Source organism: Streptomyces sp. NPDC056503 (genome assembly GCF_042794995.1).
In the GTDB taxonomy this organism is placed as follows: domain Bacteria; phylum Actinomycetota; class Actinomycetes; order Streptomycetales; family Streptomycetaceae; genus Streptomyces.
This window is the reverse complement of the sequence record NZ_JBHTST010000017.1, coordinates 65469-78740: the sequence shown is the minus strand read 5'-3', so window position 1 is coordinate 78740 and position 13272 is coordinate 65469. Positions and strand designations below refer to the sequence as shown.

Sequence of the window (13272 nt, the reverse complement as noted above, 5' to 3'; positions counted from 1 at the left end):
CGGTCAACACGATGGCGAACCAGCTGACGGCGCAGGTGCGGGACATCGCCCTGGTGACGACGGCGGTGGCCAACGGCGACCTGTCGCAGAAGGTCACGGCGAACGTGGCCGGCGAGATGCTGTCGCTGAAGAACACCGTGAACACCATGGTGGACCAGCTGTCGTCGTTCTCGTCCGAGGTGACCCGGGTCGCCCGTGAGGTGGGTACGGAGGGCGAGCTCGGCGGTCAGGCCGAGGTGGCCGGGGTCGCCGGTGTGTGGAAGGACCTGACCGACTCCGTCAACACGATGGCGGGCAACCTCACCAATCAGGTGAGAGGGATCGCGGAGGTGACGACGGCGGTCGCCAACGGCGACCTGTCGCAGAAGGTCACCGTGAGCGCGCGCGGCGAGATCGCCCAACTCGCCGACACCATCAACCAGATGACGGAGACCCTGCGGACCTTCGCCGACGAGGTGACCCGGGTTTCCGGTGAGGTCGGCGCGGAGGGCCTGCTCGGCGGTCAGGCGCAGGTGCCGGGCGCGGCGGGCACCTGGAAGGACCTGACGGACTCGGTCAACACGATGGCGAACCAGCTGACGGCGCAGGTGCGGGACATCGCCCTGGTGACGACGGCGGTGGCCAACGGCGACCTGTCGCAGAAGGTCACCGTGGACGTGGCCGGCGAGATGCTGTCGCTGAAGAACACCGTGAACACGATGGTGGACCAGCTGTCGTCGTTCTCGTCCGAGGTGACCCGGGTCGCCCGTGAGGTCGGCGTCGAGGGCCGTCTCGGCGGGCAGGCGCAGGTGCAGGGCGCGGCCGGCACGTGGAAGGACCTCACCGACTCGGTGAACACGGCCTTCCACAACCTCACCGGTCAGGTGCGGGACATCGCGCAGGTGACGACGGCGGTGGCCAACGGCGACCTGTCGCAGAAGGTCACCGTGGACGTGGCCGGCGAGATGCTGGAGCTGAAGAACACCGTCAACACGATGGTGTCGCAGCTGTCGTCCTTCGCGGACCAGGTGACCCGGATGGCCCGGGACGTGGGCACCGAGGGCCGTCTGGGCGGTCAGGCGCGGGTGGACGGGGTCTCCGGCCGCTGGCGCGAGCTGACCGACTCGGTGAACTTCATGGCCGGGAACCTCACCTCGCAGGTGCGGCAGATCGCCCAGGTGACGACGGCCGTGGCGCGCGGCGACCTGTCGCAGAAGATCGACGTGGACGCGCGCGGCGAGATCCTGGAGCTGAAGAACACCATCAACACGATGGTCGACCAGCTCTCCGCCTTCGCCGACCAGGTGACCCGGGTGGCCCGCGAGGTGGGCACCGAGGGCCGTCTCGGCGGGCAGGCGCAGGTGCCGGGCGTCGCCGGCGTGTGGCGGGACCTCACCGACTCGGTGAACAGCATGGCCGGCAACCTGACGGCCCAGGTCCGCAACATCGCGCAGGTCGCCACCGCGGTCGCCCGCGGCGACCTGTCGCAGACCATCGACGTGGACGCCCGGGGCGAGATCCTGGAGCTGAAGAACACCCTCAACACGATGGTGGACCAGCTGTCCTCCTTCGCCGACCAGGTGACCCGGGTGGCCCGCGAGGTGGGCACGGAGGGCATCCTGGGCGGTCAGGCCGAGGTGCAGGGGGTCTCCGGCACCTGGAAGGACCTGACCCAGTCGGTGAACTTCATGGCGAACAACCTGACCTTCCAGGTCCGGAACATCGCCGAGGTCACCACCGCCGTCGCCCGCGGCGACCTGTCGAAGAAGATCACGGTCGACGCCAAGGGCGAGATCCTGGAGCTCGTCACCACCGTCAACACGATGGTGGACCAGCTGTCGAACTTCGCCGACGAGGTGACCCGGGTGGCCCGCGAGGTGGGCACCGAGGGCATCCTCGGCGGCCAGGCCCGGGTGCGCGGCGTCACCGGCATCTGGAAGGACCTCAGCGACAACGTCAACCTGATGGCCAACAACCTGACCAGCCAGGTGCGGAACATCGCGCGGGTCTCCTCGGCGGTCGCCAACGGCGATCTGACGAAGAAGGTCACGGTCGAGGCCCGCGGCGAGGTCGCCGAACTCGCCGAGACCGTCAACACGATGGTGACGACGCTGTCGTCGTTCGCCGACGAGGTGACCCGGGTGGCCCGCGAGGTGGGCACCGAGGGCATCCTCGGCGGGCAGGCGCGGGTGCCGGGCGGTTCGGGCACCTGGAAGGACCTCACCGACTCGGTGAACAGCATGGCCGACAACCTCACCGGCCAGGTGCGGCAGATCGCCGCGGTCACCACCGCCATCGCCAAGGGCGATCTCACCAAGAAGATCGACATCGAGGCGCGGGGCGAGATCCAGGAGCTGAAGAACACCATCAACACGATGGTCGACCAGCTGTCGAACTTCGCCGAGGAGGTCACCCGGGTGGCCCGCGAGGTGGGCACCGACGGACAGCTCGGCGGCCAGGCGCGGGTCCGGGACGTCGAGGGCACCTGGAGCGACCTCACGCTCTCCGTGAACGAGATGGCCGGGAACCTCACCCGGCAGGTGCGCGCCATCGCGGCCGTCGCCACCGCGGTGACCCGCGGCGACCTCAACGTCAAGATCGACGGTGTGGACGCGGCCGGCGAGATCCAGGCGCTCCAGGAGAACATCAACACGATGATCGCCAACCTGCGCGACACCACCCTCGCCAACGACGAGCAGGACTGGCTGAAGTCCAACCTGGCCCGCATCTCCGGCCTCATGCAGGGCCGCCGGGACCTCGACGACGTGGCCTCGCTCATCATGAGCGAGCTGACGCCGGTGGTCTCCGCCCAGCACGGCGCCTTCTTCGTGGCGACGCCGACCGGCTCCGCCAACCACGACGCCGAACTCGTCGGCGAGGGCGACGGCTCGTACGAGCTGCGCATGCGCGGGAGTTACGGCTACTCCGCCGGTTCCATGCCGACCTCCTTCCGCCCCGGCGAGACCCTCATCGGGACGGCGGCGGAGGAGAAGCGGACCATCCAGGTCAACGTGCCGCCGGGCTACCTCAAGATCTCGTCCGGACTCGGCGAGGCCTCGCCCGCGCACGTGATCGTGCTGCCCGTCCTCTTCGAGGGCAAGGTCCTCGGCGTGATCGAGCTGGCGTCCTTCCAGCCCTTCGCCCAGATCCAGCGGGATTTCCTCAACCAGATCGCGGAACTGATCGCGACCACCGTCAACACCATCAGCGTCAACACCAAGACCGAGGTGCTGCTCCAGCAGTCGCAGGAGCTGACCGAGCAGCTCAAGGAGCGGTCGGCCGAGCTGGAGCACCGGCAGAAGGAGCTGCAGAACTCCAACGCGGAACTGGAGGACAAGGCCGAGCTGTTGGCCCGCCAGAACCGCGACATCGAGGTCAAGAACACCGAGATCGAGGAGGCCCGGCAGGTCCTGGAGGAGCGCGCCGAGCAGCTTGCCGTCTCCATGCGCTACAAGTCGGAGTTCCTCGCCAACATGTCGCACGAGCTGCGCACCCCGCTCAACTCGCTGCTCATCCTGGCCAAGCTGCTCGCGGACAACGCGGAGACCAACCTCACCCCGAAGCAGGTCGAGTTCGCCGAGACCATCCACGGAGCCGGCTCCGACCTGCTCCAGCTCATCAACGACATCCTCGACCTGTCGAAGGTCGAGGCGGGCAAGATGGACGTCTCCCCGACCCGGATCGCCCTCGTCCAGCTCGTCGACTACGTGGAGGCGACCTTCCGGCCGCTCACCGCGGAGAAGGGCCTGGACTTCTCGGTCCGGGTCTCGCCCGAGCTGCCCGCCACGCTCCACACCGACGAGCAGCGGCTCCTCCAGGTGCTGCGCAACCTGCTGTCCAACGCGGTGAAGTTCACCGACTCCGGCGCGGTCGAGCTGGTGATCCGGCCGGCCGGCGCGGACGTGCCGCAGTCCATCAGGGAGCAGCTCCTGGAGGCCGGCTCGCTGCGCGAAGCCGACGCCGACCTGATCGCCTTCTCCGTCACCGACACCGGCATCGGCATCGCGGCCAGCAAGATGAGGGTCATCTTCGAGGCGTTCAAGCAGGCCGACGGCACGACCAGCCGCAAGTACGGCGGTACGGGCCTCGGCCTGTCGATCAGCCGGGAGATCGCGCGGCTGCTCGGCGGCGAGATCTTCGCGGTGAGCGAGCCCGGCCGCGGCTCCACCTTCACCCTCTACCTGGCGCTGAACCCGAACGAGGTGCCGCACGGGTACGGGCAGGGCGAGTCGGACGAGCCGGGATCGGAAGCCGGGGACGGCCGGTCCGGGCACGCCTTCCCGCACTTCCCGCCCGCCCCCGTACGGAACGAGGCGCGGTCGGGGGCCGGGGCGCTCTTCCGGCACCGGCGGAAGTCCGGTGCCGTGGCGGAGACGCCGGAGCGGGCCGGGGCGGGCGAGGTCCGGGGCGCGGTACCCGGACAGCAGGGTCCGCAGGGCCCGGGGGACTCCTTCGCGGAGATCGCGGGCGGGGAGCCGGAGCGCGGCGCGGAGCCGCGCCGTACCTTCTCCTTCGCCGGCGAGAAGGTCCTCATCGTCGACGACGACATCCGCAACGTCTTCGCGCTCACCAGCGTGCTGGAGCAGCACGGGCTCGCGGTGCTGTACGCGGAGAACGGGCGGGAGGGCATCGAGGTCCTGGAGCAGAACGACGACGTGACGATCGTCCTGATGGACATCATGATGCCGGAGATGGACGGGTACGCGACGACGACCGCGATCCGGCGGATGCCGCAGTTCGCGGGGCTGCCGATCATCGCGCTCACCGCGAAGGCGATGAAGGGCGACCGGGAGAAGGCGATCGAGTCGGGTGCCTCCGACTACGTCACCAAGCCGGTCGACCCCGACTACCTGCTGTCGGTCATGGAGCAGTGGATGCGGGGCGCGTGAGGTCCGGCCGTCCGGTGCCGGGCCCGCGCGGGCCCGGCACCCGGCGGCGTACCGTCCCGGCGTACTGTCGCCGCGGGCGTGTGAGGGCGCCGGAATCGGGGAACCTTCTCGACCCGCGCCCCGTTTCCGCACTGTGCACAGTGACATCACGGTGACAGGGTGTGGCGACGGGCGGGGTGCGGCTACGATGACCGGCACAAGGACGGACGGCGCCAGGAAGCCGTCCTCTGGGGCGGCGCCCGGTGCTTCTCCCGCTTCCGGCAGAGGTTCCGGAAGCCGGGTCGAGCCGTTGCCGGGACGAGGAGGACGGGGCATGGTGCAGAAGGCCAAGATCCTCCTGGTCGATGACCGGCCGGAGAATCTGCTGGCGCTGGAGGCCATTCTCTCCGCGCTCGATCAGACGCTGGTGCGGGCATCGTCCGGGGAGGAAGCGCTCAAGGCGCTGCTGACGGACGACTTCGCGGTCATCCTGCTCGACGTCCAGATGCCCGGCATGGACGGCTTCGAGACCGCCGCGCACATCAAGCGCCGCGAGCGGACCCGGGACATCCCGATCATCTTCCTCACCGCGATCAACCACGGCCCCCACCACACCTTCCGGGGGTACGCGGCCGGCGCGGTCGACTACATCTCGAAGCCGTTCGACCCGTGGGTGCTGCGCGCCAAGGTCTCGGTCTTCGTCGAGCTCTACATGAAGAACTGCAAGCTGCGCGAGCAGGCGGCGCTGCTGCGGCTGCAGTTGGAGGGCGGCGGCGAGGGCGGCCAGGGCAAGGAGTCCGCCGGGCTGCTCGCCGAGCTGTCCGCCCGGCTCGCCGCCGTCGAGGAGCAGGCCGAGGCGCTCTCCAAGCAGCTCGACGACGAGTCGGCCGACGCGGCCGCCGTCGCCACCGCCGCCCATCTGGAGCGCAAGCTCACCGGACTCCGGCGGGCGCTGGACGCGCTGGAGCCCGGCACCGGAGGCGCGCCCTCGCTGCCCGCGCAGGGCTGAGGCACCGTCACCCGACGGCCCGACGAGATGACCGGCCGTCAGCTTCGTGCCGGGGCAAGGGCGACACGTTCGGGTGAGGCGGACAGCCCGGCCGCTCACCGGTAACCTCGACACCATGGCTTCACGGACGTCCGGCAAGGGCTCACAGGGCACCGCATCATCGCGCGCCGGACGGACCACGGGCGCCGCGAAGAAGACGGCCGCCGCGTCCACGGCGAAGTCCCCGGGGAAGCCGCCCGCGAAGAAGACGGCGGCCAAGAAGGCCGCGCCGGCCAAGCGCGCGCCCGCGAAGAAGGCGGCGGCGAAGCGGCCGGCACCCCGGCCCGCGCCGTCCCCGACCGGGGGCGTGTACAAGGTGGCGCGGGGTGCCGCGCACGGCGTCGGCGCCATGTTCCGGGGGATAGGGCGTGGCGCGAAGGGCCTCGACCCCGCCCACCGCAAGGACGGGCTCGCCCTGCTGCTGCTCGGCGCCGCGCTGATCGTCGCCGCCGGCACCTGGTCCCATCTGGAGAACCCGGTCGGCGACCTCGTCGAGATGCTGGTCACCGGCGCCTTCGGCCGGCTCGACCTGCTCGTCCCGCTGCTGCTCGGCGCCATCTCCTTCCGGCTCTTCTGCTACCCGGAGCGGCCCGAGGCCAACGGCCGGATCGTCATCGGCCTCTCCGCCCTGGTCATCGGCGTCCTCGGGCAGGTCCACATCGCCTGTGGCGCGCCGGGCCGGGACGCCGGAGCCGAGGCGATGCAGGACGCGGGCGGGCTGATCGGCTGGGCCTTCTCCCAGCCGCTGGTCTTCATGACGGGGGAGGCGCTCGCCGTGCCCCTCCTGGTGCTGCTCACCCTCTTCGGCCTGCTCGTCGTCACCGCCACCCCGGTCAACGCGATCCCGCAGCGGCTGCGCGCCCTCGGAGTCCGGCTCGGCCTCGTCGAGCCCCCGTACGAGGAGACCGTCGAGGAGTACGCCGGGCACGAGCCGTACGAGCCGTACGGGGACGACCCGCGGGAGGCGCCGCGCGCCGCGCGGCCGGTCAGGCGCCGGGTCGGCCCCGCCGACCCGTACGACGTGGACCGCGCCGAGGCGGCGGCCCTGGAGCGGCGCGGTCGCACCGCCCGGCCGCGGACGGGCGCCCGCGACCGTGACCACGGCCTGGACCCGGTCGACGTGGCCGCCGCGGCGGCCGCCGCGCTCGACGGCGTGGTGCTGAACGGGATGCCGCCGTCGCCGCTGGTCGCCGACCTGACCCGGGACGTGACCGGCGAGCGGGCCGCCGCCCTGGCCGAGGGGGCCGACGGGGGGACGGACGAGGCCACCGGGCCCGTACCGCCCATGCCGAAGTCGCCGCCGAACGTGCCGACCGCGCGGGGCGGGGAGAAGCGTCCGGCGGGCGGTCCCGTACCCGATCTGACCAAGCCGGCACCGGATCCGACGGACCTGCCGCCGCGGGCCGAGCAGCTCCAGCTCTCCGGTGACATCACCTACTCGCTGCCCTCGCTCGACCTGCTGGAGCGGGGCGGTCCCGGCAAGACCCGGTCGGCGGCGAACGACGCCGTCGTCGACGCGCTGTCGAACGTCTTCACCGAGTTCAAGGTGGACGCGGCCGTCACCGGCTTCACCCGCGGTCCGACGGTCACCCGCTACGAGGTCGAGCTCGGGCCCGCCGTGAAGGTCGAGAAGATCACCGCCCTGACGAAGAACATCGCCTACGCGGTGGCCTCGCCGGACGTGCGGATCATCTCGCCGATCCCCGGCAAGTCCGCGGTCGGCATCGAGATCCCGAACAGCGACCGCGAGATGGTGAACCTCGGGGACGTGCTGCGGCTCGCGGACGCGGCCGGGGACGAGCACCCGATGCTGGTCGCGCTCGGCAAGGACGTCGAGGGCGGCTACGTGATGGCCAACCTGGCGAAGATGCCGCACGTGCTGGTCGCCGGCGCCACCGGCTCCGGCAAGTCCTCGTGCATCAACTGCCTGATCACCTCGGTGATGATCAGGGCGACCCCGGAGGACGTCCGGATGGTGCTCGTCGACCCCAAGCGGGTCGAGCTCACCGCCTACGAGGGCATCCCGCACCTGATCACCCCGATCATCACCAACCCCAAGCGGGCCGCCGAGGCCCTCCAGTGGGTGGTGCGCGAGATGGACCTGCGCTACGACGACCTGGCCGCCTTCGGCTTCCGCCACATCGACGACTTCAACCAGGCGATCCGCGACGGCAAGGTGCAGCTGCCGCCCGGCAGCGAGCGCGAGCTCAAGACGTACCCGTACCTGCTGGTGATCGTCGACGAGCTCGCCGACCTGATGATGGTGGCGCCCCGGGACGTCGAGGACGCCATCGTCCGCATCACCCAGCTGGCCCGCGCCGCCGGCATCCACCTGGTGCTCGCCACCCAGCGGCCCTCGGTCGACGTCGTCACCGGCCTGATCAAGGCGAACGTGCCGTCCCGGCTCGCCTTCGCCACCTCCTCGCTCGCCGACAGCCGGGTCATCCTCGACCAGCCGGGCGCCGAGAAGCTCATCGGCAAGGGCGACGGCCTCTTCCTGCCGATGGGCGCCAACAAGCCGACGCGCATGCAGGGCGCCTTCGTCACCGAGGCCGAGGTCGCGGCCGTCGTGCAGCACTGCAAGGACCAGATGACGCCGGTCTTCCGGGACGACGTCACCGTCGGGACCAAGCAGAAGAAGGAGATCGACGAGGAGATCGGCGACGACCTCGACCTGCTGTGCCAGGCGGCCGAGCTGGTCGTCTCGACCCAGTTCGGCTCGACCTCGATGCTCCAGCGGAAGCTGCGGGTGGGCTTCGCGAAGGCCGGGCGGCTGATGGACCTGATGGAGTCGCGGAACATCGTGGGCCCCAGCGAGGGCTCCAAGGCGCGGGACGTGCTCGTCAAGCCGGACGAGCTGGACGGCGTGCTCGCGGTGATCCGCGGGGAGTCGGCGGAGTGACCCGGCGGGGCGGCCGGGGCGTCTGAGGCGGACGGGGCGCCGGGCGGGGTATCCGTTCGAGACCGGGCCGAGACTCACTCGTAAGGGAACCGGGGGCAACCGTTTCCCCTCGTCGTACGTCAAGTTGGACGGAGGGGAAGAGGATGTCCCCCCAGAAGATGTCCCCCCGCCGGGATGTACAACCTCATGGCGTACAAACCGCACCCGCCCGGTTGCCCCACCCTTTCGTACCACCCATAGACTGAACGTCCAGCAGGTGGCTACACGCTCGAAAGGCGCTCTCGTGTCCATCGGCAACTCCCCCGAAGACGACCGGACGTTCCCGTCAGACGACCGGGAACCGATCGGTCGCACCCTCCAGCAGGCCCGCATCGCCGCCGGCCTCAGCGTCGAAGAGGTCAGCGCCTCCACCCGTGTCCGGATCCCGATCGTGCACGGCATCGAGGAGGACGACTTCTCGCGCTGCGGCGGCGACGTCTACGCGCGCGGTCACATCCGCACGCTCGCGCGTGCCGTCGGGCTCGATCCGGCACCGCTGATCGAGTGGTACGACGCCGAGCACGGTGGCCGTCCCTCGCCCACCCCCGCCGCCCCGCTCTTCGAGGCGGAACGTATCCGCCCCGAGCCCAGGCGGCCCAACTGGACCGCGGCCATGGTCGCGGCGATCGTCGCCGTCGTCGGCTTCGTCGGCTTCACGATGTTCAACGGAGCCGAGCAGCCGAAGGGGACCACGGCCGCCGAGGGCGGCCCCGCGCCCGCCCCGGAGAAGGCGTCCTCCGCCGCCAAGCCGAAGCCGGTCAAGCCCGCCCCCAAGCCGACCGGAAGCGCCATCGCGGCCGTCCCGGCCGACAAGGTCACCGTCAGGCTCACCGCCGACGGCAAGAGCTGGATCTCGGCCAAGGCCTCCGACGGCAAGATGCTCTTCGACGGCTTCCTCCAGGAAGGCGACACCAAGACCTTCCAGGACGGCGAACAGGTCGACCTCGTCCTCGGCAACGCGGGCGCGATCGAGCTCTACGTGAACGGCAAGAAGGTCTCCGAGAAGTTCGAGGACGGCCAGGTGGAGCGCCTCAGCTACACCAAGGGCGACCCCGAGGCCGGCTGACCGACCACGGGGACGGGAGCGTCCGGTGTGACCTCCGTCGCGCAGGTGAACCCTGAGCGACGGGGTCACGTCCGGGACGAAGTAGTCTTGAGCCCATGCCCGAACGCCGTACCGTCGCCCTTGTCACTCTCGGCTGCGCCCGTAACGAGGTGGACTCGGAGGAGCTCGCAGGCCGCTTGGCAGCGGACGGCTGGGAGCTCGTCGAGAACGCCGAGGAAGCGGACGTCGCCGTAGTCAACACCTGTGGCTTCGTCGAAGCCGCCAAGAAGGACTCCGTCGACGCCCTCCTCGAAGCCAATGATCTGAAGGACCACGGCCGCACCCAGGCCGTCGTCGCCGTCGGCTGCATGGCCGAGCGCTACGGCAAGGAGCTGGCCGAGGCCCTCCCCGAAGCCGACGGCGTGCTCGGCTTCGACGACTACGCCGACATCTCCAACCGCCTCCAGACCATCCTCAACGGTGGCAGCGTCGAGGCCCACACCCCGCGCGACCGGCGCAAGCTCCTCCCGCTCTCCCCGGTCGACCGCCAGCAGGCCGCCGCCGAGGTCGCCCTGCCCGGTCACGGAGCCGCCGAGGAGCCGCAGAACGTCCCGGGCGACCTGCCCGACGGCCTCGCGCCCGCCTCCGGCCCGCGCGCCCCGCTCCGCCGCCGCCTCGACCGCAGCCCCGTCGCCTCCGTCAAGTTGGCCTCCGGCTGCGACCGCCGCTGCTCCTTCTGCGCCATCCCGTCCTTCCGCGGCAGCTTCGTCTCCCGCCGCCCCTCGGACGTGCTGAACGAGACGCGCTGGCTCGCCGAGCAGGGCGTCAAGGAGATCATGCTGGTCTCCGAGAACAACACCTCGTACGGCAAGGACCTCGGCGACATCCGCCTCCTGGAGGGCCTGCTGCCCGAGCTCGCCGCCGTCGACGGCATCGAGCGCGTCCGGGTCAGCTACCTCCAGCCGGCCGAGATGCGCCCCGGCCTGATCGACGTGCTGACCTCCACCGACAAGGTCGTGCCCTACTTCGACCTGTCGTTCCAGCACAGCGCCCCCGACGTGCTGCGCGCCATGCGCCGCTTCGGCGACACCGACCGCTTCCTCGAGCTGCTCGCGACCATCCGTGACAAGGCCCCGACGGCCGGTGCCCGGTCCAACTTCATCGTGGGCTTCCCCGGCGAGACCGAGGCCGACTTCGCCGAGCTGGAACGCTTCATCACCCACGCCCGGCTCGACGCCATCGGCGTCTTCGGCTACTCCGACGAGGACGGCACCGAGGCCGCCACGTACGAGCACAAGCTCGACCAGGAGGTCGTCGACGCGCGCCTCGCCCACCTCTCCCGCCTCGCCGAGGAGCTCACCGCGCAGCGCGCGGAGGAGCGGATCGGAGAGATGCTGGAGGTACTGGTGGAGACCGAGGACGAGGAGGACGGCTGGATCGGCCGCGCCGCCCACCAGGCCCCCGAGACGGACGGGCAGGTGATTCTCACCGACGGTGGTGGCGCGGACCTCGACCTGGCTCCGGGCCGTATGGTCAGGGCGAAGGTCGTGGACAGCGAGGGCGTCGACCTCGTGGCGGAGTGTGTCGAGGAGGTGGGCAGATGACCGGAGTCCCGGCATCCGCGACGGGCGGGACCGAAAGGCCGGCGCCCCGCGGCAAGCTGGGCTCGGCGGCCGTGAACCCCGTCAGCGTCTGGAACATCGCCAACATCCTCACCATGATCCGGCTCGTCCTCGTGCCGGGCTTCGTGGTGCTGCTCCTCCAGGACGGCGGACACGACCCGGTCTGGCGGGCCTGGGCGTGGGCGGCGTTCGCCGTCGCCATGATCACGGACGTCTTCGACGGACATCTGGCCCGTACGTACAACCTGGTCACCGACTTCGGGAAGATCGCCGACCCGATCGCCGACAAGGCGATCATGGCCGCCGGACTGATCTGCCTGTCGGGTCTGGGCGACCTGCCGTGGTGGGTGACGGCGGTGATCCTGGCGCGCGAGCTGGGGATCACGCTGATGCGCTTCTGGGTGATCCGGCACGGGGTGATCCCGGCCAGCCGGGGCGGCAAGATGAAGACCCTCGCCCAGGGCACGGCGGTCGGCATGTACGTGCTCATGCTCACCGGCCCGCTGGCGACGTTGCGCTTCTGGGTGATGGCGGTGGCGGTCGTGCTGACCGTCGTCACCGGTCTGGATTATGTGCGACAGGCGGTCGTGCTGAGGCGCAAGGGGATCGCGGCCGAGCGGGACGCCGACGGTGCGGGGGCGACGGAGGCTTCGGCGCGATGAGCGCGGTGGCCGCCGGCGTCCTCGGTCTGCTCGCGGAGCGCGGCCAGACGCTGGCCGCCGCCGAGTCGCTCACCGGCGGTCTCGTGGCCGCGGAGCTGACCGGGGTGCCCGGGGCGTCCCGTGCCTTCCGCGGCTCCGTCACCGCCTACGCGACCCCCCTCAAGCACGAGCTGCTGGGGGTGGACGCCGGCCTGCTGCGGGAGCGCGGGGCGGTGGATCCCGAGGTCGCGGTGCAGATGGCACGGGGTGCGCGGGAGCGACTGGGCGCCGACTGGGGGATGGCGACGACCGGGGTCGCGGGGCCGGATCCGCAGGACGGACAGCCCGTGGGGACCGTCTACGTGGCGGTCGCCGGACCCGCCACGACAGGCGCGGCGGCCGGGAAAGTGGTGTCGTTGAGATTGAACGGCGATCGCGCGGAAATCCGTAGAGAGAGTGTGCGGAGCGTCCTGGAACTGCTCCACGCGGAACTCTCGGGAAATGCGCGGACACAGGATACGGAACAGAACGGGGGGAATTGATGTTTGCAGCCCTGAGTGAACACGACATCGCTCCCCGCACGGCCGCGGCGCGAGGCGGTACGGTGGGGCGTGAAGGATGCGGCTACGCGGTCCGAGGAGGGAGCCACCGATGATTCTGCTCCGTCGCCTGTTGGGTGACGTGCTGCGTCGGCAGCGCCAGCGCCAGGGCCGTACTCTGCGCGAAGTCTCCTCGTCCGCCCGAGTCTCGCTCGGCTATCTCTCCGAGGTGGAGCGGGGGCAGAAGGAGGCATCCTCCGAGCTGCTCTCCGCGATCTGCGACGCGCTGGACGTACGGATGTCCGAGCTCATGCGCGAAGTGAGCGACGAGCTGTCACTGGCCGAACTGGCCGAGTCGGCGGCTTCCAGCGAACCGGTGCCGTCGCCGGTCCGTCCGATGCTCAATTCGGTGTCGGTGACGTCGGTGGCCGGTGTGCCCACCGAGCGGGTGACCATCAAGGCGCCCGCCGAGGCCGTGGACGTCGTCGCCGCCTGAACCCCCGAACGGGTCGAAGCCCCGGTCGGTGCCCCTCCCCAGGGGTGCCGGTCGGGGCTTCGTCGTGACGCTCTGTCGCTTGGGGGTGTTTTG

The 13272-nt window shown here is 70.8% G+C and carries 8 protein-coding genes; all 8 read left to right on the top strand.

Annotated features, from left to right (window positions below):
- A partial coding sequence (locus ACFQ8C_RS07705; RefSeq protein WP_383453306.1) for a HAMP domain-containing protein occupies nucleotides 1-4868 on the top strand: 4868 nt, incomplete at its 5' end.
- A 313-nt stretch (nucleotides 4869-5181) separates the two neighbouring features.
- The gene (locus ACFQ8C_RS07700; RefSeq protein ID WP_043228199.1) at nucleotides 5182-5856 is read left to right on the top strand and encodes a two-component system response regulator; all 675 of its coding nucleotides are present in this window, start codon (nucleotides 5182-5184) and stop codon (nucleotides 5854-5856) included.
- Nucleotides 5857-5971: 115 nt separating this feature from the next.
- Nucleotides 5972-8797 carry a DNA translocase FtsK gene (locus ACFQ8C_RS07695; protein ID WP_383453304.1) on the top strand — a complete coding sequence of 942 codons (2826 nt, stop codon included), beginning with the start codon at nucleotides 5972-5974 and terminating at the stop codon, nucleotides 8795-8797.
- Between the two features lie 283 nt (nucleotides 8798-9080).
- Nucleotides 9081-9902, top strand: coding sequence for a helix-turn-helix domain-containing protein (locus ACFQ8C_RS07690; protein WP_383453303.1), 822 nt, complete (start codon nucleotides 9081-9083; stop codon nucleotides 9900-9902).
- A 95-nt stretch (nucleotides 9903-9997) separates the two neighbouring features.
- Nucleotides 9998-11485, top strand: coding sequence for a 30S ribosomal protein S12 methylthiotransferase RimO (rimO, locus tag ACFQ8C_RS07685; RefSeq protein ID WP_383453301.1), 1488 nt, complete (start codon nucleotides 9998-10000; stop codon nucleotides 11483-11485).
- A complete protein-coding gene (gene pgsA, locus ACFQ8C_RS07680) occupies nucleotides 11482-12165 on the top strand; it encodes a CDP-diacylglycerol--glycerol-3-phosphate 3-phosphatidyltransferase (RefSeq protein ID WP_383453299.1) in 684 nt (227 codons plus the stop codon). Before rimO ends, pgsA begins: the two co-directional genes overlap by 4 nt.
- Nucleotides 12162-12686, top strand: coding sequence for a CinA family protein (locus ACFQ8C_RS07675; RefSeq protein WP_383453297.1), 525 nt, complete (start codon nucleotides 12162-12164; stop codon nucleotides 12684-12686). The genes pgsA and ACFQ8C_RS07675 overlap by 4 nt, the downstream gene beginning before the upstream one ends.
- Before the next feature lie 109 nt (nucleotides 12687-12795).
- Entirely contained in the window at nucleotides 12796-13179 is a 384-nt protein-coding gene (locus ACFQ8C_RS07670; RefSeq protein ID WP_200428463.1) for a helix-turn-helix domain-containing protein, read from the top strand.
- The last annotated feature ends 93 nt before the right edge of the window (nucleotides 13180-13272 follow it).

What these genes read in the sequence shown, in the direction of transcription:
- ACFQ8C_RS07675 (WP_383453297.1), top strand. Translation starts at nt 12,162, where the DNA reads ATGAGCGCGGTGGCCGCCGGCGTCCTCGGTCTGCTCGCGGAGCGCGGC.
- ACFQ8C_RS07695 (WP_383453304.1), top strand. Translation starts at nt 5,972, where the DNA reads ATGGCTTCACGGACGTCCGGCAAGGGCTCACAGGGCACCGCATCATCG.
- pgsA (WP_383453299.1), top strand. Translation starts at nt 11,482, where the DNA reads ATGACCGGAGTCCCGGCATCCGCGACGGGCGGGACCGAAAGGCCGGCG.
- rimO (WP_383453301.1), top strand. Translation starts at nt 9,998, where the DNA reads ATGCCCGAACGCCGTACCGTCGCCCTTGTCACTCTCGGCTGCGCCCGT.
- ACFQ8C_RS07700 (WP_043228199.1), top strand. Translation starts at nt 5,182, where the DNA reads ATGGTGCAGAAGGCCAAGATCCTCCTGGTCGATGACCGGCCGGAGAAT.
- ACFQ8C_RS07670 (WP_200428463.1), top strand. Translation starts at nt 12,796, where the DNA reads ATGATTCTGCTCCGTCGCCTGTTGGGTGACGTGCTGCGTCGGCAGCGC.